The sequence below is a fragment of the Streptomyces sp. NPDC090442 genome (assembly GCF_044769405.1).
Classification (GTDB): domain Bacteria; phylum Actinomycetota; class Actinomycetes; order Streptomycetales; family Streptomycetaceae; genus Streptomyces.
Genome location: NZ_JBIVXW010000001.1, coordinates 219,094 through 244,712 on the forward strand (window position 1 = coordinate 219,094; position 25,619 = coordinate 244,712).

Annotated in this window: 24 protein-coding genes and 2 tRNA genes; 13 read left to right on the top strand and 13 right to left on the bottom strand. The window is 71.3% G+C overall.

Translation table 11 applies throughout. The features are described from left to right. Positions 1–149 precede the first annotated feature (149 nt). Positions 150–584 (top strand): MarR family winged helix-turn-helix transcriptional regulator, encoded by a 435-nt coding sequence (locus ACIQU6_RS00990; protein WP_403479498.1) that lies wholly within the window; start codon positions 150–152, stop codon positions 582–584. Between the two features lie 37 nt (positions 585–621). Here the strand turns inward: ACIQU6_RS00990 and ACIQU6_RS00995 are convergent, their stop codons facing one another. Beyond that, complete coding sequence (locus ACIQU6_RS00995) at positions 622–984, bottom strand: winged helix-turn-helix transcriptional regulator (protein WP_403479499.1); 363 nt, start codon at positions 982–984, stop codon at positions 622–624. A 123-nt stretch (positions 985–1,107) separates the two neighbouring features. Between ACIQU6_RS00995 and ACIQU6_RS01000 the strand changes: the two genes are divergently transcribed. Then, positions 1,108–1,758, top strand: coding sequence for an FMN-dependent NADH-azoreductase (locus tag ACIQU6_RS01000; protein WP_403479500.1), 651 nt, complete (start codon positions 1,108–1,110; stop codon positions 1,756–1,758). Between the two features lie 87 nt (positions 1,759–1,845). On the opposite strand, the gene ACIQU6_RS01005 is transcribed toward ACIQU6_RS01000, so the two are convergent. Continuing rightward, on the bottom strand, positions 1,846–3,108 hold the full coding sequence (locus tag ACIQU6_RS01005) for an MFS transporter (protein WP_403479501.1): 1,263 nt from the start codon (positions 3,106–3,108) through the stop codon (positions 1,846–1,848). A 97-nt stretch (positions 3,109–3,205) separates the two neighbouring features. On the opposite strand from ACIQU6_RS01005, the gene ACIQU6_RS01010 reads away from it, so the two are divergent. Then, positions 3,206–4,183, top strand: coding sequence for a LysR family transcriptional regulator (locus ACIQU6_RS01010; RefSeq protein ID WP_403479502.1), 978 nt, complete (start codon positions 3,206–3,208; stop codon positions 4,181–4,183). Between the two features lie 148 nt (positions 4,184–4,331). On the opposite strand, the gene ACIQU6_RS01015 is transcribed toward ACIQU6_RS01010, so the two are convergent. Further along, positions 4,332–4,415: transfer RNA gene (locus ACIQU6_RS01015), tRNA-Leu, on the bottom strand. A 453-nt stretch (positions 4,416–4,868) separates the two neighbouring features. Between ACIQU6_RS01015 and ACIQU6_RS01020 the strand changes: the two genes are divergently transcribed. From ACIQU6_RS01020 to pknB, 6 genes are all read left to right on the top strand, one after another. Beyond that, complete coding sequence (locus ACIQU6_RS01020; protein ID WP_403479503.1) at positions 4,869–5,687, top strand: FhaA domain-containing protein; 819 nt, start codon at positions 4,869–4,871, stop codon at positions 5,685–5,687. A gap of 10 nt (positions 5,688–5,697) precedes the next feature. Beyond that, positions 5,698–6,234, top strand: a complete 537-nt coding sequence (locus ACIQU6_RS01025) for an FHA domain-containing protein (protein WP_274914667.1) — start codon at positions 5,698–5,700, stop codon at positions 6,232–6,234. A gap of 134 nt (positions 6,235–6,368) precedes the next feature. Next, entirely contained in the window at positions 6,369–7,895 is a 1,527-nt protein-coding gene (locus ACIQU6_RS01030) for a PP2C family protein-serine/threonine phosphatase (protein WP_403479645.1), read from the top strand. A 23-nt stretch (positions 7,896–7,918) separates the two neighbouring features. Further along, entirely contained in the window at positions 7,919–9,301 is a 1,383-nt protein-coding gene (locus ACIQU6_RS01035; protein WP_403479504.1) for an FtsW/RodA/SpoVE family cell cycle protein, read from the top strand. Then, the gene (locus ACIQU6_RS01040) at positions 9,298–10,767 is read left to right on the top strand and encodes a peptidoglycan D,D-transpeptidase FtsI family protein (protein WP_403479505.1); all 1,470 of its coding nucleotides are present in this window, start codon (positions 9,298–9,300) and stop codon (positions 10,765–10,767) included. The genes ACIQU6_RS01035 and ACIQU6_RS01040 overlap by 4 nt, the downstream gene beginning before the upstream one ends. A gap of 146 nt (positions 10,768–10,913) precedes the next feature. Further along, a complete protein-coding gene (gene pknB / locus ACIQU6_RS01045) occupies positions 10,914–12,911 on the top strand; it encodes a Stk1 family PASTA domain-containing Ser/Thr kinase (RefSeq protein WP_403479506.1) in 1,998 nt (665 codons plus the stop codon). Positions 12,912–12,986: 75 nt separating this feature from the next. Here the strand turns inward: pknB and ACIQU6_RS01050 are convergent, their stop codons facing one another. The 6 genes from ACIQU6_RS01050 to ACIQU6_RS01075 form a co-directional block, all read right to left on the bottom strand. Beyond that, positions 12,987–13,730: a class E sortase gene (locus ACIQU6_RS01050; RefSeq protein WP_403479507.1), complete on the bottom strand. Its 744-nt coding sequence runs from the start codon at positions 13,728–13,730 to the stop codon at positions 12,987–12,989. 26 nt (positions 13,731–13,756) lie between these two features. Further along, positions 13,757–15,307 (bottom strand): class E sortase, encoded by a 1,551-nt coding sequence (locus ACIQU6_RS01055; RefSeq protein ID WP_403479508.1) that lies wholly within the window; start codon positions 15,305–15,307, stop codon positions 13,757–13,759. Then, complete coding sequence (locus ACIQU6_RS01060) at positions 15,304–15,960, bottom strand: aminodeoxychorismate/anthranilate synthase component II (protein WP_403479509.1); 657 nt, start codon at positions 15,958–15,960, stop codon at positions 15,304–15,306. The genes ACIQU6_RS01055 and ACIQU6_RS01060 overlap by 4 nt, the downstream gene beginning before the upstream one ends. Then, on the bottom strand, positions 15,957–16,133 hold the full coding sequence (locus tag ACIQU6_RS01065) for a hypothetical protein (RefSeq protein ID WP_274914659.1): 177 nt from the start codon (positions 16,131–16,133) through the stop codon (positions 15,957–15,959). The genes ACIQU6_RS01060 and ACIQU6_RS01065 overlap by 4 nt, the downstream gene beginning before the upstream one ends. An 80-nt stretch (positions 16,134–16,213) precedes the next feature. Next, the gene (locus tag ACIQU6_RS01070) at positions 16,214–16,900 is read right to left on the bottom strand and encodes a class E sortase (RefSeq protein ID WP_403479510.1); all 687 of its coding nucleotides are present in this window, start codon (positions 16,898–16,900) and stop codon (positions 16,214–16,216) included. Positions 16,901–16,936: 36 nt separating this feature from the next. After that, the gene (locus ACIQU6_RS01075) at positions 16,937–17,707 is read right to left on the bottom strand and encodes a DUF881 domain-containing protein (protein ID WP_403479511.1); all 771 of its coding nucleotides are present in this window, start codon (positions 17,705–17,707) and stop codon (positions 16,937–16,939) included. A gap of 174 nt (positions 17,708–17,881) precedes the next feature. On the opposite strand from ACIQU6_RS01075, the gene crgA reads away from it, so the two are divergent. Beyond that, on the top strand, positions 17,882–18,136 hold the full coding sequence (gene crgA, locus ACIQU6_RS01080) for a cell division protein CrgA (RefSeq protein WP_274914656.1): 255 nt from the start codon (positions 17,882–17,884) through the stop codon (positions 18,134–18,136). Between the two features lie 286 nt (positions 18,137–18,422). Here the strand turns inward: crgA and ACIQU6_RS01085 are convergent, their stop codons facing one another. Beyond that, positions 18,423–19,340 carry a rhomboid family intramembrane serine protease gene (locus tag ACIQU6_RS01085; RefSeq protein WP_403479512.1) on the bottom strand — a complete coding sequence of 306 codons (918 nt, stop codon included), beginning with the start codon at positions 19,338–19,340 and terminating at the stop codon, positions 18,423–18,425. Between the two features lie 180 nt (positions 19,341–19,520). Beyond that, complete coding sequence (locus ACIQU6_RS01090) at positions 19,521–20,048, bottom strand: peptidylprolyl isomerase (protein WP_274914654.1); 528 nt, start codon at positions 20,046–20,048, stop codon at positions 19,521–19,523. Between the two features lie 293 nt (positions 20,049–20,341). Between ACIQU6_RS01090 and ACIQU6_RS01095 the strand changes: the two genes are divergently transcribed. Next, positions 20,342–21,049 (top strand): DUF5324 family protein, encoded by a 708-nt coding sequence (locus ACIQU6_RS01095; protein WP_403479513.1) that lies wholly within the window; start codon positions 20,342–20,344, stop codon positions 21,047–21,049. Between the two features lie 292 nt (positions 21,050–21,341). Here the strand turns inward: ACIQU6_RS01095 and ACIQU6_RS01100 are convergent. Beyond that, positions 21,342–21,414 (bottom strand) — tRNA-Ala (locus tag ACIQU6_RS01100). A 129-nt stretch (positions 21,415–21,543) separates the two neighbouring features. Here ACIQU6_RS01100 and ACIQU6_RS01105 point away from each other — a divergent pair. Further along, positions 21,544–22,092 (top strand): helix-turn-helix domain-containing protein, encoded by a 549-nt coding sequence (locus ACIQU6_RS01105; RefSeq protein WP_403479514.1) that lies wholly within the window; start codon positions 21,544–21,546, stop codon positions 22,090–22,092. Positions 22,093–22,157: 65 nt separating this feature from the next. Next, on the top strand, positions 22,158–23,543 hold the full coding sequence (locus ACIQU6_RS01110; protein ID WP_403479515.1) for a serine/threonine-protein kinase: 1,386 nt from the start codon (positions 22,158–22,160) through the stop codon (positions 23,541–23,543). 69 nt (positions 23,544–23,612) lie between these two features. Here ACIQU6_RS01110 and ACIQU6_RS01115 read toward each other — a convergent pair whose 3' ends face one another. Further along, positions 23,613–25,568 carry a hypothetical protein gene (locus ACIQU6_RS01115; RefSeq protein WP_403479516.1) on the bottom strand — a complete coding sequence of 652 codons (1,956 nt, stop codon included), beginning with the start codon at positions 25,566–25,568 and terminating at the stop codon, positions 23,613–23,615. Positions 25,569–25,619: the final 51 nt, after the last annotated feature.

The window sequence follows — 25,619 nt, forward strand, 5'->3', positions numbered from 1 at the left end:
GATCGTCCGGGGCGGGCCGGTGGGACGGCAGCCCGGTCGTGGTGCAGGTGTGGCCGGTGGGTGGCCGGGTTCCGGGCGGAGGTAGTAGTTGGCTATTACAACTCTCACACCGCGTTGTACTATACAACTACTTCACCGAAAGGCAACCCGTGACCCACCGCGACGACTCCGTCGAGACCATCCAGCAGGAGATGACCGCGTTCGCCCGGCGCGCCCGCGCGACCGCCGCCCGCATGCACCCCGAGCTCTCCCTGGTCTCCTACACCCTGCTCGCCCACCTCGACGACCAGCAGGGCTGCCGCGCCACCGACCTCGCGGCGCACTACTACCTGGACAAGTCCACGGTCAGCCGGCAGATCGCCGCCCTGGAGAAACTCGGCTTCGTGGAACGACGGATCGACCCGGACGACCATCGCGTCCAGGTACTGCACCCCACCGAGGCGGGCGCCCAGGTGCTCGCGAACGTGACCGCCAGCCGCCGCCAGGCGTTCCACGAGCGGCTCGCCGACTGGGACGAGGCGGACCTCGACCGCTTCGCCTCGTACCTGGTGCGCTACAACGCCGCCCAGGAGCGGCTCGGTTGATCCACCAGGACGCCGGCGCGCCCCGGATGTTCCGGGGCTACCTCCGGAAGCGCTCCGGACACTGCCCGCCGTCGGCGAGGTAGGTCTCGGCCCAGCGACCCAGCTCCTTGAGCGCGGGCTCCATGGCGCGGCCGGCCTCGGTGAGGCGGTAGGAGACGCGCAGCGGCGGTCCGGCGTCGACCTCGCGGACGACCAGCCCGGTCGCCGCCAGCTCCATCAGGCGGTCGGAGAGCATCCGCTCACTGATGCCGGGGATGGCCCGCCGCAGATCTGCGAAGTGGACAGGGCCGGGCATGAGAGTTGCCACGATCAGGCCCGTCCAGCGCTTCCCGAACAGTTCGAAGACGCGCGTCATGCCGCCGTCGACCTGCCTGCACATCGCCTCGCCGTGGTCCGCCATGCACCCAGGGTACCGCCCTCCCGTTGGCTACTGCAGAAAAGTAAGTTCCTGTGCTATGAATAGTGACGTACGGATTTCAATTAACCGGCCGGTTCCGCCCGGCCCGTAGCGAAGGACCGATCCATGGCCACGCTCCTGCTCATCGACTCCTCCGTCTTCCCCGAGGACGGCTCCGCCTCCCGTTCGGTGACCGCGGCCTTCCGCAAGTCCTGGGAGGAGCAGCACCCCGGCGGCACCGTGATCCACCGCGACCTGGCCGCCGAGCCGCTGCCGCACCTCGACGCCGTCGCCGCCTCCGCGGGCTTCTCCGACCCGGCCACGCACACCCCGGAACAGCAGGCCGCCTTCGCGCTGCGCACGCAGCTCGCCGAGGAGCTTGAGCAGGCCGACGCCATCGTCATAGGCGCGCCCATGTACAACTTCACGATCCCCTCGACCCTCAAGGCGTGGCTCGACCAGGCGATCATCATGGGCCGAACCGCCGGCGAGAACCCGTCGGCGAAGGGCAAGCCGGCCATCGTCGTCGCCAGCCGCGGCGGCTCCTACGCGCCGGGCACCCCGCGCGAGCCGTTCGAGTACGTCCAGAACTACCTGGAGGCCGTCCTGAACGGCGGCTTCGGCCTCGACGTGGAGTTCATCGTGCCGGAGCTGACCATGGCCCCCAGCAACCCGGCGATGGCCGAACTGATCCCGCTCTACGAGACCTCCCGCGCGCAGGCCCACGAGCAGGCCGAGACCAAGGCCAAGGAGCTGGTCGCGCGCTTCACCGCCTGAAGGGGGCGCGCGGTAGCGCACCGCCCCGGGGACGCGGGCGGACCCGCCGGCCCGTAGTCCCGCGCCCCGGGCGCGCACCCGTTCACCTCAGTGCGCCGCCGCGGCCTTCCGGGCCGGGGCCCTGCCCAGCGCCACGGTCAGCAGCGCCCCCACCGCGAGCGCGCCGCCCAGCCAGATCACGCCGCCGGTCCCCCAGCCGTCCGCGGCCTGCCCGCCGGCCAACGAGCCCGCCGCGATGGCCCCGTTGAACACCCCCACGAACAGCGCGGAGGCCGCCTCCCGCGCGTCCGGCACGGCCGTCATCAACCAGGTCTGCGTGCTCACCGACACGCCCCCGTAGGCTAGCCCCCACACCGCCACCAGGGCCGCGGCGCCCAGCACACCGGCGGTGCGCCCCATCGGGGGCAGCAACATCACCGCGCCCGCCAGGACCGCGCAGATCACCAGCAGCGTGGCCCGCGGGGAGCGCGCCGCGCCGGCGCCGGCCGCGAAGTTCCCCACCAGCCCGGCGATCCCGAAGGCCAACAGCACGGTGCTGATCTGGCCGGGCTGCGCGCCGGCCACCGCCTCCAGGACCGGCCGCACATAGGTGTACGCCGCGAAGTGCCCCGCCACCAGGAGCGCGACCAGGACCAGCCCGGTGCGCACCGGCGGCCGCCGCAGCAGCCCCAGCACCCCGCCCAGCCGAACGGCGCCGGGCGCGGGCAGCGGCGGCAGCAGCACGAGCAGGGCCACCATCACGACCGCGCACACCCCGGCCATCGCCGCGAACGCCGCCCGCCAGCCGCCCAGTTCACCCACCAGCGCGCCGGCCGGCACCCCCAGGACGGACGCCGCCGCGACCCCGCTGAATATCAGGGAGGTGGCCGCGGCCACCCGTCGCTCCGGCACCAGCCGCACCGCCAGCCCCGAGGCGATCGCCCACACTCCGCCCATCCCGAACCCCACCAACACCCGGGCCACCAGCAGCACCGCGACGTTCGGGGCGTACACGGCCAGGAGATTGGCCGCGGTCAACGTGGCCAACAGGGCGGCCAGTACGGTGCGGCGGTCCCGGCGCCCGATGAGCAGCGTCAGCACCGGTGCGGCGAGGGCCGCGACCACGCCCGTGACGGTCACCGTCAGCCCGGCCGTCCCGTCCGACACCCCCAGGTCCCGGCCGATCGGCGTGAGCAGCCCCACCGGCAGCATCTCCGACGTCACCACCGTGAACGTCCCCGCCGCCAACGCCCCGACGGCCGGCCAGCCACCACCCCGCCGCCTCAACTGACCACCACACACATCCGGTTGACGTTCACTCACATCCGCGACGGCTTCCACGGCGTCCCCCGCCCTCTCGCTCTTCGTCATGACTCCAGCCAACGCCCACCGCGGCAGGGGAACAACGGCGAACTCCTCACCCTTCTATGAGCAGGACTCATCGATCGACCACACCTGGAAGGGACTCATGAGCGGCCCGACCGCCCCCGCCGACCCCATCGGCGCCCTGGGCCTCGAACTCCGCGAGCTGGAGTGCTTCCTGGTGCTCTCCGAGGAGCTGCACTTCGGCCGCACCGGCGAGCGCCTCTACGTCTCGCAGAGCCGGGTCAGCCAACTGCTGCGCTCCCTGGAGTCCCGGATCGGTGCGCGGCTGGTGGACCGCACCAGCCGCCGGGTCGGCCTCACGCCCCTGGGGGAGGAGTTCCGCGCGTCCCTGCGCCCGGCCTACGACGCGCTGCGCGCCACGGTGGACAGCGCCCGCACCGCCGCCCGCGGCGTCGAGGGCCGGCTCACCGTCGGCTTCCAGGGGACCGCGGACGACCGGATCATGCGGGCCATCGACGCCTTCCACGCCCGGCATCCGCGGTGCGCCACCAGGGTCGTGGAGATCCCGCTCTGCGACCCGTTCGGTGCGCTGCGCAGCGGTGCGGTGGTGGACGTCGCGGTGGCGCTGCTCCCGGTGGCCGAGTCGGACCTCGTGCTGGGCCCGGTGTTCTCGGCCCAACAACAGACGGTGGCGCTGTCGGTACGGCATCCCCTGGCGTCCCGCGCGTCCGTGAGCGCCGAGGAGCTGGCGGGGCTGCCCCTGATTGCCCCGGACGGGCCGGCGCCGGTGTACTGGCGCACCGCACACGCGCCCGCCAGCACCCCCGGAGGCCGCCCGATTCCCGCCGGCCCCAGGGTCAGCACGCTGCAGGAGGGCCTGACGCTGACCGCGGCGGGCCGGGGCGGGATGCTGCTGTGCCGGCCGACGGCCGAGTACCACGGCCGCCGCGACGTCGTCTTCGTCCCGGTCACCGGCCTTCCGGACTCGGCGCTGGGCCTGGTGCACCACGCGGCCCGGGAGACCGCCCGGGTCCGGGCCTTCGCCGCCACGGCGCAGGATGTGACGGCAGTCACCTTCGCGGGCCCGCGAGCACCCCTCCCCGCACGCGATGTGACGTAGAACTCACGCCTCCCGGGTCACATGGCGGCCCTCACTTCGGAGTTGGCCCCGCGGACCGCCGAGACCCGTGATGACGGCGGGAGTTGAGGAAACAAACGAGAGACCCCCGGCCTTCCGGATTTCTCCGGAGACCGGGGGTCTCACTCTGTGCGCGAGGGGGGAGTTGAACCCCCACGCCCTTTCGGGCACTGGAACCTGAATCCAGCGCGTCTGCCTATTCCGCCACCCGCGCATGGGTGCTGCCGGTTTATCCTCTCACGCGATCCGGTCCGTTCGGTCCGGGTCTTGCGGGAGCGCCTTCCGACATCGAGAACACTAGCACGGTGTCGGGGGTGCCTTCACACGGCTTTCCCTGGTCCCCGACCTGCGGGGACCGCGGGGGCACTCCGGTGCGCTCCCGCGCGTTCGTCGGAGGGGTACGGGGGTGCTGGCCGGAGTCGGCCCCCGCGCCCGGATGCGGGTCCGCGGTTGCGGGACACTGGTAACGGGGCACATCTACGATCGCAGTGCACAACAAGCGGCATAAGGAGAGCGGCGGAAGGACGACGGTCACCGGGCAACCCTGTGGTGGGCGACACTCGTCCTCCAGGCCGGAAAGGGGAACCAGCCGATTTCCCGACGCGTGGATACGATCAGTAAGCAGTATCAGGACGACCCTGAAGAAGACTGAGGAAGGAGGTGCCCCGTGGGAGTACTGAAGCGTTTCGAGCAGCGACTCGAAGGTCTCGTCAACGGCACCTTCGCCAAGGTGTTCAAGTCCGAAGTGCAGCCCGTTGAGATCGCCGGTGCGCTGCAGCGCGAGTGCGACAACAACGCCAGCATCTGGAACCGCGACCGCACGGTCGTCCCCAATGACTTCATCGTCGAGCTGAGCACCCCGGACTACGAGCGGTTGAGCCCGTACAGCGGCCAGCTCGGCGACGAGTTGTCGGGCATGGTCCGCGACTACGCCAAGCAGCAGCGGTACACCTTCATGGGCCCGATCAAGGTGCACCTGGAGAAGGCCGAGGACCTCGACACCGGTCTGTACCGCGTCCGCAGCCGCACCCTCGCCTCCAGCACGTCCCAGGACCGGCCCGGGCAGGCCGCGGCCTCCCGCGCCACCGGGGCGCCGAGCCAGCCCGGCGGCCATGTGGCCCCGCCCATGCCGTCGTCCCCGCCGCCCGGGGCACCGCCCGCGGCGCGTTCGGGAGCGCCCGCTGCCGGGCCACAGCCCTACGCGCAGACCAGGCGCTGGATCGAGATCAACGGCACCCGCCACCAGATCTCCCGGCAGACCCTGGTGCTGGGGCGCAGCACCGACGCCGACGTGCGGATCGACGACCCGGGAGTCTCCCGGCGCCACTGTGAGATCCGGGTCGGAACGCCCCCCACGATCCAGGATCTGGGTTCCACCAACGGCATCGTGGTGGACGGGCAGCACACCACCCGCGCTAATCTCCGCGACGGCTCGCGGATCGTCGTGGGCAGTACCACCATCGTTTACCGGCAAGCCGAAGGGTGAAGCGGGGGCAATGTCAGAGCTGACCCTCACGGTCATGCGGTTGGGTTTCCTCGCCGTACTGTGGCTGTTCGTCATCGTGGCCGTCCAGGTCATCCGCAGCGATCTGTTCGGCACGCGCGTCACACAGCGCGGCGCCACCCGGCGCGGCGGGCCGGAACCACGCACCCAGCGCCAGGCCGCTCCGCAGCAACAGCAGCGCCGCCAGGACCGTCGTCAGGAAGGCGGCCGCGGCGGCGGCCGACAGCGGCGCGGGGCCCCCACCAAGTTGGTGGTCTCCGAAGGCACGCTGGCCGGCACGACCGTCGCCCTCCAGGGCCAGACGATCACCCTGGGGCGGGCACACGACTCCACCATCGTGCTGGACGACGACTACGCGTCGAGCCGGCATGCCAGGATCTACCCGGACCGTGACGGCCAGTGGATCGTCGAGGACCTCGGATCCACCAACGGCACGTACCTTGACCGGACCCGACTGACGACCGCGACTCCGATTCCCCTGGGAGCCCCGATCCGCATCGGCAAGACCGTCATCGAGCTGCGGAAGTAGTACGACATGAGCGAGCGGAGCGAGCGAGCCGTAACGGTCCACTCGGCGGACCCGGGCGTGCTCCCGACCGGAGGGTGGGCAGTGTGGCTCGTCGAGGAGACCGGCTGTACCCCGAGCCGACGGGTGAGGTGCGCATGAGTCTGTCGCTGCGCTTCGCCGCCGGATCGCACAAGGGCATGATCCGTGAGGGCAACGAGGACTCCGGTTACGCCGGTCCCCGACTGCTCGCCATCGCCGACGGCATGGGCGGCCAGGCCGCCGGCGAGGTCGCCTCGTCCGAGGTGATCTCCACGCTCGTCCAGCTCGACGACGACGTTCCCGGTTCCGACATCCTCACCTCCCTGGGCACCGCCGTGCAGCGGGCCAACGACCAGCTTCGGGTGCTGGTCGAGGAGGACCCCCAGCTGGAGGGCATGGGGACGACCCTGACCGCGCTGCTGTGGACGGGCCAGCGGCTCGGCCTGGTGCACGTCGGCGACTCGCGGGCGTATCTGCTCCGGGACGGCATGCTGACGCAGATCACGCAGGACCACACGTGGGTCCAGCGGCTGGTCGACGAGGGCCGGATCACCGAGGAGGAGGCCACCACCCATCCCCAGCGGTCGCTGCTGATGCGGGCGTTGGGCAGCGGCGACCACGTCGAGCCGGACCTGTCGATCCGCGAGGTGCGGGCCGGGGACCGGTACCTGATCTGCTCGGACGGGCTGTCCGGGGTGGTCAGCCACCAGACGCTGGAAGAGACCCTGGCCGGCTACCACGGGCCGCACGAGACGGTGCAGGAGCTGATCCAGCTCGCACTGCGCGGCGGTGGTCCGGACAACATCACCTGCATCGTCGCCGACGTGCTGGACGTGGACGGCACCGAGGCGGCGGCCGGGCAGCTCAACGACACCCCGGTCGTGGTCGGTGCGGTCGCCGAGAACCAGCACCAGCTCAACGACCCCAGCACGCTCCAGACGCCGGCGGCCCGCGCCGCCGAGCTGGGCCGCCGGGACGCCCCGGCTCCGGGGGGCGGCTTCGGGCCGCCCGGGAGCGGGGACATGGAGGTCGACGGGATGCCGCAGGGCTCCTTCGGCGCGTTCACGGACGAGGACTTCCTCAAGCCGCGGCGGCGCGGCAAGTGGCTCAAGGCATCGCTGTTCACCGTCCTCGCGCTGGGGGTGATCGGCGGCGGGCTCTACGCGGGCTACCAGTGGACGCAGACGCAGTACTTCGTCGGCGCCAAGGACGACCACGTCGCGCTGTACCGCGGCATCAGCCAGGACCTGGCCTGGATCAAGCTGAACTCGGTCGACGAGGACCATCCCGAGATCGAACTCAAGTACCTGCCGGTGTACCAGCGCAATCAGGTCAAGGAGACCATCGCGGTCGACAACCGCAACCAGGCCAGCGAGAAGGTCACCGAGCTCGGCAAGCAGGCCAACGCCTGCCTGGCCAAGGAGCAGCGGGAGGCCGCCGAGCGGGCCGAGGCGGCCAACAAGGGCAAGCCCGGTAAGCCCGGCACGCCCCCGACCGGCGGGAAGCCGGGCACGGCCGGTACCGGCACCGGCGTGGCCGGCGCGCTGTCGACCGCGGCAGGTTCCACCCCCACTCCCACCCCCACCCAGGCTCCCTCCGAGGAGCAGCAGAAGCTGGAGAAGAATTGCAGCACCCAGCAGTGAGGGCGTAGGGGGCCGGAGACTTCATGAGCAGTACCACGACCACGACGACCGTGGGTACGTTCACCGCCCCCAGCCGTCGCAACACCGAGCTGGCCCTGCTCGTCTTCGCGGTGCTGATCCCGGTGTTCGCGTACGTCAACGTCGGCCTGGCGAAGGACGGTTCGGTGCCGCCGGGGGCGCTGGGCTACACGCTGGGACTGGGACTGCTGGCCGGGGTGACGCATCTGGTGATGCGCAAGTGGGCCCCGTACGCGGACCCGTTGATGCTGCCCATCGCGACGCTGCTGAACGGCATCGGCCTGGTCTTCATCTGGCGGCTGGACCAGGAGCCCTCGCTGGGCCGGGCGATGGCGCCGAACCAGCTCATGTGGTCGACGCTGGGCGTCGGGCTGTTCCTCGCCATCCTGTTCTTCCTCAAGGACCACCGGGTCCTGCAGCGCTACACCTACATCTCGATGGTGATCGCGCTGGTGCTGCTGATCGCGCCGGCGTTCTTCCCGGGTGTGAACGGCGCGAAGATCTGGATCACCATCCCGGGGCTGGGGTCGCTCCAGCCGGGCGAGTTCGCCAAGATCATCATCGCGGTGTTCTTCGCCGGCTACCTGATGGTGAAGCGGGACGCGCTGGCACTGGCCAGCCGCCGCTTCATGGGGCTGTACCTGCCGCGCGGCCGGGACCTCGGGCCGATCCTGGTGGTCTGGGCGCTGAGCCTGATGATCCTGGTCTTCGAGACCGACCTGGGGACGTCGCTGCTCTTCTTCGGGCTCTTCGTGGTGATGCTGTACGTCGCCACCGAGCGCACCAGTTGGATCGTCTTCGGCCTGCTGCTCAGCGGCGGCGGCGCGGTCGCGGTGGCGATGTTCGAGCCGCACGTCCAGGTCCGGGTGCACAACTGGCTCCACCCGCTGGACCTGCTCAACGGCGGGGTCACCGAGACCGCCCAGGCAATGTACTCCTTCGGGTCCGGCGGGCTGCTGGGCTCCGGGCTCGGCCAGGGCTACTCCCGGCTGATCCAGGGCATCGCGCCGAAGAGCGACTACATTCTCGCCACCGTCGGCGAGGAGGTCGGCCTGGCCGGGCTGATGGGCCTCCTGCTGCTGTACGGTCTGCTGATCGAGCGCGGCATCCGCACGGCGCTGGGGGCCCGCGACCCGTTCGGGAAGCTGCTGGCCGTCGGCCTGTCGGGCGCCTTCGCGCTCCAGGTCTTCGTCGTCGCCGGCGGCGTGACCGGCCTGATCCCGCTGACCGGCATGACGATGCCGTTCCTGGCGCAGGGCGGTTCCTCCGTCATCGCCAACTGGGCGCTGGTGGCGATCCTGTTGCGGATCAGTGACACCGCGCGCCGTCCCGCCCCCACCCCCGCCCCGTCCACCGACGCTGAGATGACCCAGGTGGTCCGCCCGTGAACAAGCCCCTGCGACGGGTCGCGGTCTTCTGCGGCCTGCTCGTCCTCGCCCTGCTCATCCGCGTCAACTGGGTGCAGTTCGTCCAGAGCGACCAGCTCAAGAACGATCCGCACAACCGCCGGGTGGCGATCGAGCGGTACAGCACGCCGCGCGGCAACATCATCGTCGACGGCAAGGCCGTCACGGGCTCGACGACCACCGACATCGGTGACTTCAAGTACAAGCGCACGTACAAGAACGGCGCGATGTGGGCCCCGGTGACCGGCTACGCCTCGCAGGCGTTCGACTCCAACCAGTTGGAGAAGCTGAACGACGCGATCCTGACCGGCACCGACGACCGCCTCTTCTTCAGCCGCACCGTGGACATGTTCACCGGCGGCAAGCAGAAGGGCGGGAACGTGGTGACCACCCTCGACGCCAAGGCGCAGAAGGCGGCCTTCGACGGGCTCGGGAAGAGCAAGGGCGCCGTGGTGGCGCTCAACCCGGAGACCGGGGCGATCCTGGCGCTGGCGAGCACGCCGTCCTACGACCCGTCGACGTTCGCGGGCATGAGCAACAAGGACGCCGAGGCGTACAACGCGCTGCTGAAGAAGAACGACCCGGACGACCCGATGCTGAACCGGGCGCTGCGGCAGACGTACCCGCCGGGCTCGACGTTCAAGGTGGTGACCGCCGCGGCGGCGCTGGAGAACGGCCTCTACACCGACCCGGACGCCAAGACCAACTCGCCCGACCCGTACCTGCTGCCGGACACCACGGGCGTCCCGCTGCACAACGAGGGCAGCATCCCGTGCGAGAACGCGACGATGCGGGTGGCCCTCCAGTGGTCCTGCAACACCGTCTTCGGCAAGATCAGCGCGGACCTCGGCAACGCGAAGATGAAGGCCGAGGCGGAGAAGTTCGGCTTCAACAACGGGAAGATCGACACCCCGGTGCGGGCCGCGGAGAGCATCTTCCCCAAGGACAACCGGCCGCAGAACGCGCAGGCCGGCATCGGCCAGGCGTCGAACCGCGCCACGCCGCTCCAGATGGCGATGGTCGCCTCGGCGGTCGCCAACGGCGGCAAGCTGATGAAGCCGTACATGGTCGAGCAGTTGGTGGCGCCGAACCTCAACGTGGTGCAGCAGCACACGCCGCAGGAGCTGAGCCGGCCGCTGAAGCCGGAGAACGCGCAGAAGCTCCAGAGCATGATGGAGACCGTGGTCAAGGAGGGCACGGGCAAGACCGCGCAGATCGACGGGGTGACGGTCGGCGGCAAGACCGGTACCGCCCAGCACGGTGAGAACAACAAGGACAACCCCTACGCCTGGTTCATCTCGTACGCGAAGACCGCCAAGGGCACCCCGGTCGCGGTCGCCGTCGTGATCGAGGGGTCGGACACCCTCCGCGACGACATCGCCGGTGGCAAGCTGGCCGCCCCGATCGCGAAGAACGTGATGAAGGCGGTCATCGAAGGCGAGCGGTGAGACGGGTGAGGGCGGTACCGGTCACGTATCAGGTTGCGGCTCCGGTCCGGTCCGGTACGGCGTGCCGGGTACGGTATGCCCGGACAGCACACCGCCGGACCACACACGGGTGCGGTCGGGACTGACGGAGAGGGCTGGAGAAGCTTATGGAAGAGCCGCGTCGCCTCGGCGGCCGGTACGAGCTGGGCTCGGTGCTCGGCCGTGGTGGCATGGCGGAGGTCTACCTCGCGCATGACACCCGCCTGGGCCGCACCGTGGCGGTGAAGACGCTGCGGGTGGACCTCGCCCGCGATCCGTCCTTCCAGGCCCGGTTCCGCCGTGAGGCCCAGTCGGCCGCCTCGCTGAACCACCCGTCGATCGTCGCGGTCTACGACACCGGCGAGGACTACGTCGACGGGGTGTCGATCCCGTACATCGTCATGGAGTACGTGGACGGGTCCACGCTGCGTGAGCTGCTGCACTCCGGGCGGAAGCTGCTGCCCGAGCGGTCGTTGGAGATGACCACCGGTGTGCTGCAGGCGCTGGAGTACTCGCACCGCGCCGGGATCGTGCACCGCGACATCAAGCCGGCCAACGTGATGCTGACCCGCACCGGCCAGGTCAAGGTGATGGACTTCGGTATCGCCCGGGCCATGGGCGATGCCGGGATGACCATGACGCAGACCGCGGCGGTGATCGGTACCGCGCAGTACCTGTCGCCGGAGCAGGCCAAGGGCGAGCAGGTCGACGCCCGCTCCGACCTGTACTCGACGGGCTGCCTGCTCTACGAGCTGCTGACGGTGCGGCCGCCGTTCGTCGGGGACTCCCCGGTCGCGGTGGCCTACCAGCACGTGCGGGAGGAGCCGCAGCCGCCGAGCACCTTCGATCCGGAGATCTCCCCGGAGATGGACGCGATCGTCCTGAAGGCCCTGGTCAAGGACCCGGACTACCGCTACCAGTCGGCGGACGAGATGCGCGCCGACATCGAGGCGGCGCTGGACGGGCAGCCGGTCGCGGCGACCGCCGCGCTCGGCGCGGTCGGCTACGGCGAGCAGGACCAGCCGACGACGCTGCTGCGGGCGCAGGACCCGGGCGGCCCGAAGACGTCGATGATGCCGCCGATAAGCGCGGACGACGGCGGCTATGACGACCGCGGGGATCGGCGGCGCGGCGGCCAGAAGAAGAGCAACGTCTCGACGATCCTGCTGGTGCTGGCGGCGGTCCTGGTCCTGGTCGGCGCGATCTTCATCGGCAAGGCGATGTTCGGCGGCGGGGCCAAGAGCAACAGCATCACGGTGCCCAACCTTGAGGGCAAGACGCTGGCCGAGGCGCAGTCCTACGGCGAGAACAGCTCCTTCAAGGTCGTCAAGGGCGGCAGCAAGCAGTGCGAAAACGCCCAGAAGGGCCAGGTCACCGAGCAGGAACCGGCGGCCGACAGCAAGATCGACAAGGGGGGCACGGTCACCGTGACCATGTGCTCGGGCGCGGTGAAGGTCGCGGTGCCCGATGTGCGGGGCATGCCCTACGACGAGGCCGTGAAGCAGCTCAACGACAAGGGCTTCAAGAACGTCACCAAGACGGAAGAGGTGTCCGACCGGACGCCGAACGTCGTCACCAAACAGGACCCGAACGCCCAGTCCCAGTCGACCAAGGACACCCAGATCACGCTGACGGTGGCCAAGGCGGCGCCCAAGGCGACCGTCCCGGACGTCACGGGCCAGGACTACGACGCGGCGAAGAAGCAACTGGAGGACCAGGGCTTCACGGTCAACCGCGCCGACCAGAACGTGACCGACCCCTCGCAGAACAACAAGGTCATCTCGCAGTCCCCGACCGGCAACTCGCAGGCGGAGCAGAAGTCCGCGGTCACGCTGACGGTGGGCAAGGCGTCGCAGGCACAGGTGCCGAGCGTGATGGGCAAGAAGGTGAAGGACGCCAAGCAGGAGCTGCAGGCCGCCGGCTACACCAACATCCAGTTCGCCGACGGCAGTTCGCAGGACGACAACGCCATGGTCATCAGCCAGGACCCGTCCGCGGGGACCCAGGGCGACCCCGCGTCGACCACCGTGAAGCTGACCACCATGGGCGGCAACAACGGTGACAACGGCAACCAGAACGGCGGCGGCATCTTCGGCGGCCCGTTCGGCTGGGGCAAGAAGCACTAGCCCGGGACGGCCCCGTACGACGGAGCCCCGGCGGCCCTTGGAGGGCGGCCGGGGCTCCGTCGTGTGCGGACGGCCCTAGCGGAGTTCCTCGGGGGGCGTGCGGTCCGCGTTGACCTTCTGGGTGCGGACCAGTTCGCCCCAGACGATGTAGCGGTACTCCGAGGTGAAGACCGGGGTGCAGGTGGTGAGGGTGATGTAGCGGCCGGCCTGGTGCTTGCCGGATTCCGCGGGGACCCTGTCGAGGACGTCGACGTTGTACTTCGAGGTCTGCGGCAGCGTCGCGTAGACCTTGTAGACGTACCAGGTGTCCTTGGTCTCGAAGACGATCGGGTCGCCGACCTTGATCTTGTCGATGTTGTGGAACTTCGCGCCGTGGCCGTCGCGGTGCGCGGCGAGGGTGAAGTTGCCCTTCTTGTCCTGCGGCAGGGCGGACTTGACGGGCTTGGTGTAGTAGCCGGCCACGCCTTCGTTGAGGACGTCGGTGTCGGTGCCCTTCTTGACCAGCACCTCGCCGTTGTCCATCGCCGGGACGTGCAGGAAGCCGATGCCGTCCTTGGTGTCCAGCTCCCCCGGTCCCTTGGGTCCCGGTTTCGCCGCCCAGTGCTTGCGGACCTCGTCGCCCTGCTTGTTCGACTCCCGGTCCGCCAGGACGTTGGTCCACCACAGTGAGTAGGCGACGAAGAGGCCGAGGATCAGCCCGGCCGTGATGAGCAGTTCACCGACGACGCTGACGACGGAGGCGAAGATCCGCCACCCCCGACGCGGCTCCGGTGACGGCGCGGACCGTTCGGTCTCCTCGTCGATTCCGCTGGCAGTCACCGCGTCGCTCTCCTCCAGTTGTCCGCTCAGCCGCCGGCGAGCGCTTCCGGTTGGCCCTTGCTGCGCGGCCGTTCGTCGACCATCTTGCCCCAGACGATCAACCGATAGGTACTGGTGAACTCCGGCGTGCAGGTGGTCAGCGTGAGGTAGCGCCCGGGCTTGGTGAAGCCCGATCCGGGCGGCACCGGGCTGATCACGCCGGTGTTGCTCGGAGAGGTCTGCGGGAGGACGCTCTCCATCTCGTACGTGTAGTAGGCGCTCTGCGTCTCCACGACGATCTTGTCGCCCTTGGTGAGGCGGTTGATGTAGCGGAACGGCTCGCCGTGGGTGTTGCGGTGGGCGGCGACGGCGAAGTTGCCGGTGCGGTCCCAGGGCATCGCGGTGTTGATGCCGCTGTCGGCGTCGTAGTGGCCGACCATGCCGTGGTCGAGGACGGACATCTTGTCGACGCCCTGGGCGATCGGGGCCTTCACATCCAGCTTGGGGATGTACATGATTCCGAAGCGCTCGCCGGCCGCGAGGTTCTTCTTCTCGCCGCCGCCCTGCTCCCACTGGTGCTGGAGGTTGTTGGCTGCACCGCCGGCCTCCTCGCCGGCCCGGACGTTCGTCCACCACAGCTGGTAGGTGACGAACAGCAGCATCAGCACGCCGAGCGTGATGAAGACCTCGCCCAGCGCCCGGCTGGCGATCAGGCCGGGGCTGTCCTTGGCCGCGCGCTGGGCCCTACGGGCCTCGACGCGGGTCATGGGTCTGGACGGGTCGGCGACCGGCGCGGCGGCAGCGGAGGGGGCTCGGCGACGGCCGTGGCGCCCGCCGCGCTTGGCGGCCTCCTGGGCGGCCTTGCGGCGGGCCGCGCGCCCACCCGTCGCCGGGGCCGCGGGTGTTTCACGTGAAACGGCGGTGTCGTCGTCGGCGTCGGTTTCACGTGAAACAGCGCCCCCGCCGTGCCGGCCGGCCTGGCCGAGCGCCATGGTCCGCTCGTCCGGCCCCGGCGAGGCATCGGACGGTGCGGACCGCGGGGGCCCCGGGGACCGCGAGGGAAGCAGCGGGGGGATGGTGGGGAGGGGCGCCGTGAGGGCCTCCGTGATCCCCGAGGGCCCCGGTATCGGCTCGGTGGGCCGGGCGTAAGTGCCGTGGCCGAAGCCGCCGTTCACCTGGCCGTAGGCGTCGGCCTCGGGGCCGAAGCCGTGCGGCGGGCGGGGCGCGGAGGGTCTCCCGTCGGGGCCGGCGGGTCTGCGGTGCCGGGCCGGCGGACGCGGCTGGGCCGGCGCCTCCGACCGTGCGGCGGGCCCCGCCGGGTCCTGGCGGGGCCGGAACCACGGGGAGCCCTCCGCGGCCGCTCCCCCGTCGGCCCGGGCCGCCCGACCGCCCTGTACGTACGGGTCCGTGGCCGGGGCCTCCGGCCGGCCCGGGAGGGGGTCGTTCAGCGGGTCGCTGAGCCGTCCCACCGCCGCCTCGAACGCATCGTCCGGCCCGTAGGAGTCGGCGTCCGCCGCGTACGGCTCGTGCGGCGCGCGCGACTGCTCCCCGTACGGCTCGTGGGGCCGCCCTTCGCGCTCGGGGCGCAGCGCGGTCACGCCCCGGCCTTGCCGACCACCGGGGCAAGCCCCGCCGAACGCTCCACCGCTCCCTTGTCGCCGCACTCCACCAGCCAGTTGGCGAGCATCTGGTGGCCCCACTCCGTCAGCACCGACTCGGGGTGGAACTGCACGCCCTCCACGGGGAGTTCGCGGTGCCGCAGCCCCATGATGATCCGGCCGCCGGGGGCGTCGTCGGCCTCCGTCCAAGCGGTGACGGCCAGTTCGTCGGGGACGGTGTCCGGCTCGACGGCCAGCGAGTGGTAGCGGGTGGCGGTGAACGGCGAGGGCAGCCCGGCGAAGACGCCGACGCCCTCGTGGAGGACGGGCGAGGTCTTGCCGTGCAGCAGCTCGGGGGCCCGGTCCACCACCCCGCCGTAGGCGACCGCCATCGACTGGAGCCCCAGGCACACGCCGAAGACCGGGACGCCCGTGTTCGCGCAGTGCCGGACCATCTCGACGCAGATGCCGGCCTGTTCGGGCGTACCGGGGCCCGGGGAGAGCAGCACGCCGTCGAAACCGTCCTGGGCATGGCGCGGTGCGACCTCGTCGTTGCGCAGCACCTCGCACTCGGCGCCGAGTTGGTAGAGGTACTGGACGAGGTTGAAGACGAAGCTGTCGTAGTTGTCGACGACGAGAATCCGTGCGGTCATCGGGTGGCTGCCATCCCTTGGTCGACAGTGACGTCATTGAAGGGGAGCAGCGGCTCCGCCCACGGAAAGACCCACTGGAAGAGCACGAAGACCACCGCCAGGACGAGCACCGCGGAAATCAGCGCCTTCACCCACGTGGTGCCCGGCAGATGCCGCCAGATCCAGCCGTACATGCTGTCGCTGTCCCCTTGCCGATGCCGTTGACGATGTCGATTGCGACACCAGAGTACGGGGAGAGGCTGTGGGCGGGGGCTCAGCCGGTCAAAGCCGACGGCCTTCCCTGGGCGGCGGGTTGGGTGGAGTCGAGGTGGGCCCAGGCGATCAGGCGGTGGCTGTGGCCCCACTCCGGTTCACAGGTGGTCAGGGTGAGGTAGCGGCCGGGGCCGGTGAAGCCGGACTCGCGCGGGACCGGGTCGATCACGCCGATGTCGGTGGGCAGGGTCGTGTACGGGTGGTTGTCGATGCGGTAGGTGAACCAGGTGGTGCCGTCGGTGAGGATCACAGCGTCCCCGGGGCGGAGTCGGGGGAAGTCCTTGAAGGGGTCGCCGTAGGTGCGGCGGTGGCCGGCCACGGCGAAGTTGCCGGTCGCGCCGAGGCGGGCGGTGCCGTCGTAGTGGCCCAGGCCGCGCTGGAGGACGTCGGTGCCGGTGCCCTCCAGGACGGGCTTGGCCCAGTCCCGGCCGAAGCGCGGGACGTACATCACGGCGAAGGACCGGCCGGGCTCGTAACGGCGGGGCGGGGCGGTGGCCGTGGGGGCCGGATGGGCGGCGGCGACCGGGCCGGTGGACCACTGGTCCTGGAGCCTGCCGATCTCGCCGTCCATCGCGCTGTCGGCCCGGACGCCGGTCCAGTAGAGGAGGTAGACGACGAAGAGGACGATCAACGTCCCGGTGGTGAGGCAGATTTCGCTGAACGTGCGGACGATCCACCGCGCCGTCATCCGGCCGCCCCTCCCCGCCAGCCCGCGGGATGCGGGCTACGGCTTCACAGGCTGTGCGTAGTGGAGGTCCACTGTGCCGGAGTAGCCGGGCAGAGTCACCGCCTCGTGCTGGTCGACTTTCCAGCCGAGGCCGTAGGCGTTGACGTACTGGAGGTAGTTCTGGAGGGCGGGGGACGCGGTGAGCGCGCGGTTGAGCGCGTCCCGGTCGCCGACCGCGGTGATCTTGTAGGGCGGCGAGTAGACCTGCCCCTGGAGGATCAGGGTGTTGCCGACGCAGCGCACCGCGCTGGTGGAGATCAGCCGCTGGTCCATGACCTTGATGCCCTTGGCGCCGCCGTGCCAGAGGGCGTTGACGACGGCCTGGAGGTCCTGTTGGTGGATGACCAGGTCGTTGGGCTGCGGCTCGGGGATGCCGGGGATCTTGGCGGTGGCGTTCGGCGGGGCGTCGGTGAGCGTGACGGTCAGGCCCGGGCCGGACAGCGCCTTGGTGCTGGCGCTCGTCTCCAGCCCCTTGAGCTTGGTCTCGTCCCCGGAAGAGGAGCTGTTGTCGCGGTGGGCGAGGGCGTCGACCTCCGCGCGCAGGCCGGCGTTGCTGTCGCCCTGGGCGCCGTTCTTGTGGCTGCGCTCCTGGATCAGGTCGGAGAGCCGGAGCATCGAGTCGTCGGAGCGGAGGTTGGTGCCGCGGGCGGTGTCGAAGCTCAGCCAGAACAGCAGACCGGCGAGGGCGAAGACGAGGAGGGTGAGGAGCCGGACGGGTCGCAACCGGGGCCGCGGCGGGCGCCCGGAGGAGCCGGCGGATGTGCTCAACGTACCCTTACTCCTTACGACGCCGCGGAAGCACTACGCTAACGGACGCCGGGAAGGAAATCCGTTCCCCTGTGTCCGTACCCTGGCTCCCGACCCGCGCCACCTCCATGCGGAGGGGGACCGCCCGCTCACCGTGGAGAGCGGGGGAGCAGCACATCGACAGGAGAGTTCCTCGTGCCGAAGTCACGGATCCGCAAGAAGGACGACTTCACGCCGCCGCCGGCGAAGACCACCAGCTTGAAGATGAGTTCCGGCCGCGGCTGGGTCGCACCATTGATGCTGGCGATGTTCGTGATCGGACTGGCGTGGATCGTGCTGTTCTACGTGTCCGAGGGCGATCTGCCGATCAAGGCGATGGGCAACTGGAACATCGTCTGCGGCTTCGGCTTCATCGCGGTGGGCTTCGGCGTCTCCACGCAGTGGAAGTAGCGGCAGCCAGCGGAGCGCGCCCGCTTTCCCGGCGGAGTTAGCGCAAGCCCTGCCCAAGGCCATCCACACAGTTATCCACAGCCGGGGAAAACTTCAGAAGATCTGTGGATAACCCTCGGGAGGTTGACGCCGGTGTGACCGGCGGTGACCCTCGCCACCGGCCCTCGCTCCCGCCCCTTCCTGCGGAAACGTCGATCGACGGGGCGCGGGGGCCGGTTTCTGCACAGCATGCACAAGATCCTTCACGGACTGTGGACAACGTGCTGCGCGGAGCGTCGCGGGGCCGTCAGCCCAGCAGTTGGACGGTCCGTACCCACACCACCACGACGATCGCGAGCAGCGTCACCGCGCACGTCCCGACGTGCACCAGCGTCCGGTGCTGCCGCGGCGCGTGCACCATCCCGAACGCCACCGCGGCGCCCACGACCAGCCCGCCGACGTGCGCCTGCCAGGCGATGTTCGGCCACAGGAACGTGAAGGCCAGGTTGATGCCGAGCAGGATCAGCACCGGCTTCATGTCGTACTGGAGCCGGCGCATCAGCACGGCCGTGGCGCCCAGCAGCCCGAAGATCGCGCCGGACGCCCCGAGCGAGGGCTGGTTCTGCGCGGTGACGAGGTAGGACAGGGCGCTGCCGCCCAGACCGGCGAGCAGGTAGAGCGCGGTGTAGCGGAGCCTGCCGAGCGCCGCCTCCAGCGGCGGGCCCAGCCACCACAGCGAGAGCATGTTGAAGCCGATGTGCGCGAACTGCTGGTGCAGGAAGACCGCGGTCAGCAGGCGGTACCACTCGCCGTGCGCGACGCCGACCAGTTGGAGTTGGCCGGGGTCGAAGGCGAGGCCGAGCATGTCGAGCCGTTCGACCAACCAACCGCCGGAATACTTCTCGTTGAGCAGCACCGCGACGAAGACCGCGACGTTGAGGCCCAGCAGGATCTTGGTGACCAGCCGGGGATCGGCGGTCACGGTGCCGCCGACTATCGTGCGCGGCGCGCTGGCCCTCGGCGCCGGGCCGCTGCCGCCGCCGGTGCGCACGCAGTCCGGGCACTGGAAGCCGACCGAGGCGCTGATCATGCACTCCGGGCAGATCGGCCGGTCGCAGCGGGTACAGCGGATGCCGGTCGAGCGGTCCGGGTGGCGGTGGCAGTTGGGCAGGCCATCGTGGCCGTGCGCCTGCTGCGGCTCCTGCGGGCTGCCTGGCTGGTCCATCGGTCCCCTCGTCCTCGTCTCACCGGGGCGCCTGTGCGAACGGACCGCCCCTCCGCGCCCGGCGCCTCGACCGGCCGCGCGCCCTCCAGCCCGCCTCGAACGAGCCTCGCGCCCCGTCTCAATCTACGACTGGACGGGGCGCGATGGTTCCCCGGATCGGACCGGGGCACGAGATCCGGGTCAGCGGGTCTCGATGACGACCGACTCGATGACGACGTCCTGCACCGGGCGGTCGGTGCGCGGGTTGGTCTGCGTCTCGGCGATCGCGTCCACGACCTTCTTGCTGGCCTCGTTGGTGACCTCACCGAAGATGGTGTGCTTGCCGGTCAGCCAGGCCGTCGGGGAGACGGTGATGAAGAACTGCGAGCCGTTGGTGCCCGGGCCGGCGTTGGCCATGGCCAGCAGGTACGGCTTGTTGAACGCCAGGTCGGGGTGGAACTCGTCGGCGAACTGGTAGCCGGGGCCACCGGTGCCGTTGCCCAGCGGGTCGCCGCCCTGGAGCATGAAGCCGCTGATCACCCGGTGGAAGACCGTGCCGTCGTAGAGCGGGGCCTGGGTCGGCTGGCCGGTCTTCGGGTCGGTCCACTCCCGCTCGCCCTTGGCGAGCTCGACGAAGTTCTTCACCGTCTTCGGAGCGTGGTTCGGCAGAAGCCGAAGTTCGATGTCGCCCTGGTTCGTCTTCAGGGTGGCGTAGAGCTGCTCAGCCACGATCTACCTTCCATAAGTCTTCACTGACGGTCCCCGATCCTCGCACGAAGCGGCCGCCGGGCGCCGGGCCGCCACCTCTTGACGGGACTTCGTACGCATTTCCCGCGCGGGCGGGGCCGTCGCATGGCATCGTCGTCACGAGGGCCCCGGAAAGTCCCGGATGACCCGGATGCCCGCGCGCACATGCCGTGCGCACGGCGAGCGGGCATGCTCGTCAATCGGGTGGACAGGCGACACAGCAGAGGTGGGGGAGCAGCCCCCAGACCCGGACCCCACCGAGGAGGAGGATCCCCGTGACCCGCAAGGACAGCGTGCGCGCCGCGACCCATTCGGCCAAGGACGGCGTGCGGCACGCAGCGGAGGTGGTGGCTCCTTACGCCGGTACGGCAAAGGACACCGCTGTCCACTACACCCAGGAGGCGCGCGCCCGGCTCGCTCCCAGGGTCGCCGGGGCGGCCCAGCAGGCCCGGGCCCAGTACGACACCCGTCTTCAGCCGCGGATCGAGCACGCCCGCGGGTCGCTGCCGCCCAAGGTGGACGCGGCCGCGACCCGGGCCGCCGTCCGCACCCGCCAGGCCGCCCGGCAGGCCGCCGACTACACCAGCCCACGGCTGGAGAGCGCCGTGGTCAACGCCCGTGCGGCGGCCGAGCCGATGCGCGAGGAGGCACTCGCCCGGGGCGCCGCGGCGCTGGCCGCGCTGCGCGGGCAGGTGACGGCCGCGGAGATCGAGAAGCTGCAGAGGAAGCAGTGCCGCCGGGCCGCCTGCGGCAAGGCCGCCAAGCGGCTGGCGCTGCTGGGCGTCGTGGTGGCCGGCGCGGTCGCCGCCTGGAAGTGGTGGGACAAGCAGGCCAACCCGGACTGGCTGGTCGAGCCGCCGGCGCCCACCGAGGTCGGCGACCGCGGCCACCTGAGCTCCGTCGAGGGCGGCCCGCTCGACCCCGAGGTCCGGGCCAAGCAGACCGAGGCCGACTCCGACGATCGGCGCGGCGACAACGCCTGATCCCCAACCGCCCCGCCCCCGGGCCGCGCTCCTCCACCAGGGCGCGGCCCGGCCGCGTGTCGGGGGAGGAACGGCGTCCTGCGTCCAATGCGTGGGGAGGGAAGGGGAGTTCGGCGGTCGAGCGCCGAGCGTGCCGGGCTCGCCGCGGCGGATCTCTTGCGGGACGGGCCCCGGCGCCGAAGGACCGCCGTCGTCGTCACCGCCGGCCGCAGGCCCGTCCACGGCCGTACGGAAGCGGACACAAAAAAATCCCCTCCGACTACGTTTCCGCAGGTCGGAGGGGGGATTGAAGTGGAGCCTAGGGGAGTCGAACCCCTGACATCTGCCATGCAAAGACAGCGCTCTACCAACTGAGCTAAGGCCCCTTCGCCGAACAGGGTACCCGGTGTCGGGCCCCTTTCCCGACCGGGTATCGCCGCACACCGTCGCTCTCCGTAGGATGCTTCGCGAGATTCGCGGCAGCGAAGCGCGATCGGGGAGACAGGGGAGACGGCATGGATGCAGCACAGCAGGAAGCCACCGCACGGGCCCGGGAGCTCCAGCGCAGTTGGTACGGGGAACCTCTGGGCGCGCTGTTCCGCCGTCTCATCGACGACCTCGGGCTGAACCAGGCCCGGCTGGCCGCGGTGCTCGGTCTGTCCGCGCCGATGCTGTCGCAGCTCATGAGCGGGCAGCGCGCGAAGATAGGCAACCCCGCCGTGGTCCAGCGGGTGCAGGCGCTCCAGGAGTTGGCCGGTCAGGTCGCGGACGGCAGCGTCAGCGCCGCCGAGGCCACCGACCGGATGGAGGAGATCAAGAAGACGGCGGGCGGCTCGGTCCTGAACAACACCGCGCAGACCACGTCGTCGACGGGGGCCACCACCGTGCGCCGGGTCGTGCGGGAGATCCAGTCGCTGCTGCGGTCGGTCTCCGACGCCGGCGAGATCATCGACGCGGCGAACAGCCTCACCGCCAGCCACCCCGAACTCGCGGAGTTCCTGAGGGTCTACGGCGCCGGCCGCACCTCCGACGCGGTCGCCCACTACGAGGCGCACCAGAGCTAGCCAAGCGCGGTCGGCCACCGGGGAGTTGGCCTCAGGAGTCGTGATCCAGCAGCGGACGGGGCGCAATGGGTGAGATCTTCGCCGGCCGGTACGAGCTCGTGGACCCGATCGGCCGGGGTGGCGTGGGCGCGGTCTGGCGGGCCTGGGACCACCGGCGCCGCCGTTACGTGGCAGCCAAGGTGCTGCAACAGAGCGACGCGCACACGCTGTTGAGGTTCGTCCGCGAGCAGGCGCTGCGGATCGACCATCCGCACGTGCTGGCCCCGGCGAGCTGGGCCGCGGACGACGACCAGGTGCTGTTCACCATGGACCTGGTGCACGGCGGCTCGCTGGCCCATCTGACCGGTGACTACGGCCCGTTGCCGGCGCGGATGGTGTGCACGCTGATGGACCAGTTGCTGGCCGGGCTGACCGCCGTGCACGCCGAGGGCGTGGTGCACCGGGACATCAAGCCGGCCAACATCCTGCTGGAGGCCACCGGCACCGGCCGCCCGCACCTGCGGCTGTCCGACTTCGGCATCGCGATGCGCAAGGGCGAGCCGCGGCTGACCGAGGCCAACTACGTGGTGGGGACGCCGGGTTACTTCGCGCCGGAGCAGATGCTGGGCGCCGAGCCGGACTTCCCCGCGGACCTGTTCGCCGCCGGGCTGGTCGCGCTGAGCCTGATCACCGGGGCCAAGCCGGACGCCGAGGCGCTGATCCGGCGGTTCGCGGAGCAGGGCATACCGCCGGCGCCCGAGGACGTTCCGGAGCCGCTGTGGCAGGTGCTGGCGTCGCTGCTGCACCCGGATCCGGAGGCCCGCTTCAAGACCGCGACGGGGGCGCGGAAGGCGCTGCTGGCGGCCGCCGAGCTGCTGCCGGAGGCGACGCTTGAGGACGAGGTCATCGAGGTCTTCGACCACATCGGCCCGCTGCCGTCCGGGTTCGGCCCGGACGGGCCGCTGCACGCGTCGAAGGGCCGGCACGGAGCCGCCCCCGGGTCATCGGCGGCCGGGAGCGGTGGTGCGGCTCCGGGCCCCTCGTCCATGTCGGACACCGGCAGCTTCCACCTCGCACCGCCGACCCCGGCGACGCCACCCATTCCGCCGCCACCGAGCACCCCGCCGGCGATCCCGCCGGCCGGCCCGCCGTTGGGCACCCCGCCGCGCGGCGCCGTCCCGGCCCCGCCGGCCACCCCGCCCCGGACGCCTCTCCCGGAACCCATCGAGCCGACGGACATCGTGCCGACCTCCTCGGTGCGCCCGCAGGCGGCCGCGACCCGCCCGTACACCTCCGGTCAGCCCCCGCTGTCGGCGCAGCCCCCGACCGGCGGCGGCCCCGGAGCGCCGGCGGTGCCGCCCCCGGCCGCCCCGATACGCGCACCGGGACCGCCCCCGAAGGTCGCGGTCCCGGTCCTGGTCGTGGCGCTGCTGTGCATCGCCGTCGGGGTGTGGGCGCTGCTCGCCGGCTGAACCGGCCGCCACAGCCCGGCACCCTGGCGCCCGCACCACGGCGGCGCTACCGCCCGGTGGCACCCTCGCTCACCGCGCGCCTCCCCCGGTGTCCGCGCCCCGCGACCACGGCCGCCGGCCGGCCCGTGCGTACGCCGTCCCCAACCCGGCCAGCAGCAGGACGCCCACCGCGCCGACGGAGACCCCGGCGATCCGGATCGCGGGCCAGTGGCCACCCCCGGTGCCGGTGGCGCCGGAGCCCGAACCGCCGCCGGACGCCTCGTCCTTGACGGACATCGCATCGGCCTCCGGCCCGGCCTTCGCCCGGCCGAGGACGGCGACCCGCAGCACCACGCCGATCCGCGGGTTCTCCGTGATCTGCGCGGCCCGGGCCCCGAGGGTGACCGCGATGTAGAAGTCGCCGTTGGCGTGGACGGGGATGACGTTGGGGTGGGTCTCGTAGCGGTTGGTCCAGGAGACCGGGACCGTTCCCATGCTCAGCGAGGCCGATCGCCCGGTGTACGGCACCTGCGGGGTGAACTCGCCGGTCCCGCTGCCGACCGGGGCGCGGAACGGCGTATAGACCTGGGTGCTGCCGAACGAGACGTGGGAGGCGGCCCCGGACCGTGGTGCGGGGCCGAACTGGACGTCGTAGCGGAGCTGTTGGCCCCAACTGACCGGCACCTTGTACCAACGGGTCTGCGCGGGAAGGACCGTGTCCCGCCAGGCGCCGGTGCCCAGCTCGCGGGCATCGTTGAAGCCGGTGCCGCCAAAGACGTCCTTGGGCGCGGTGTTGGGCAGCGTGGCGTCCTTGCCGCCGGCACCGTACTGCGGGGTCGCCTGCGCGGGGGCGACGCCTTTCTTCAGCGGATGTTCCACGTGAAACATCAGCTCGACCGGCCAGCGCGCGGCGTCCGAGCCGGTGGCGGCGCGGCGTTCGACGGCCAGCCAGTACCGGCCCGCCTTGTCGCAGCGGGCGGTGCCGCCGCGCGACGGGATGCGGCTGACGCTGGCGGTGAGCGGGGTGGCGCCCTCCCGCTGGCCGAAGCGCGCGGTCGAGGACTGGCAACTGCCGTCCGTACCCTGGACGATGCGGGCGCTGACGGTGTCGAGCAGGTCCACCGAGGCGCCGGACGGGGGCACCGCGGTGGCCGAGAAGTCGGCGGTCGAGGCCGCGTCCAGATCGGTGGCGTAGTAGCGCACCTCGTTGGGGCCGATGCTGTCCAGGTACTGCCCGGGGACGAGGGCGGGCGCGCCCTTCTGGTCGTCGGTGCCGTGGATCGGGGTGCCCCGGAACCGGTAGCTGTCCGCGGCGAGTTGACCGGCGCGCTGCACCTGGCGGGAGAGCGACGCGGCGTCAGGAGCGTCGTAGTACTGGCCGTTGCCGGACTGGGCGATGCACTGGAGCTGGGGGCGGTCCTTGGCGGCGGCGTGGAAGCCGACGACGTCGATGTGCAGATCGGCGCCGGAGGAGGCGAGTTGGGCGGCGACCTGGCAGGGCGGCGGGGTCCGGCAGGTGCTCTGGCCGTCAGAGATCAGCAGGATGGTGCGCTTGCCAGGGGTGCCGGCCGCGGCCCTGGGGAGGTCCTGGGCGGCCTTGGTCAGCGAGAGCCCCATGGGGGCGTCGCCCTGGGGCGTGAGGCTCGCCACGGCCCGCGTGAGGCCGCCGCGGTCCAACGGGCCGACGGGCTGCGCAAGACGGGTGTCGTCGCAGCCCTTGGGCCTGTCCGCGCCGTAGACCCGCAGACCGGTGGGATAGCCCTCGGGCAGGGCGTCCGCGACACCGCCGACGGCCTTGCGGGCGGCGGCGATGAGGGTGCCGCCGGCGCCGTCGCTCCCGGCCATCGCGCGCGAGGAGTCGAGGACCATCACCAGTCCGCTGCCGTCGGCCGCCGGCGTCGCCCGCGGGGCCGCCGAGGCCGGCAGCACCGCCGCGGTCAGCGCCAGTAACACCGTCCCCCAAGTCCCCCGGGCTCTCCACTTCGTTCGCGCCTCGGAGGCCCCCGCCTCCGGCGCCGCCGCCCGCCTGCGTGGTGGTCGTGCCATCTCTCGTCCCCCTCGCGTCCCACCGGTCACCACCCGGTCATCGGCCTCACG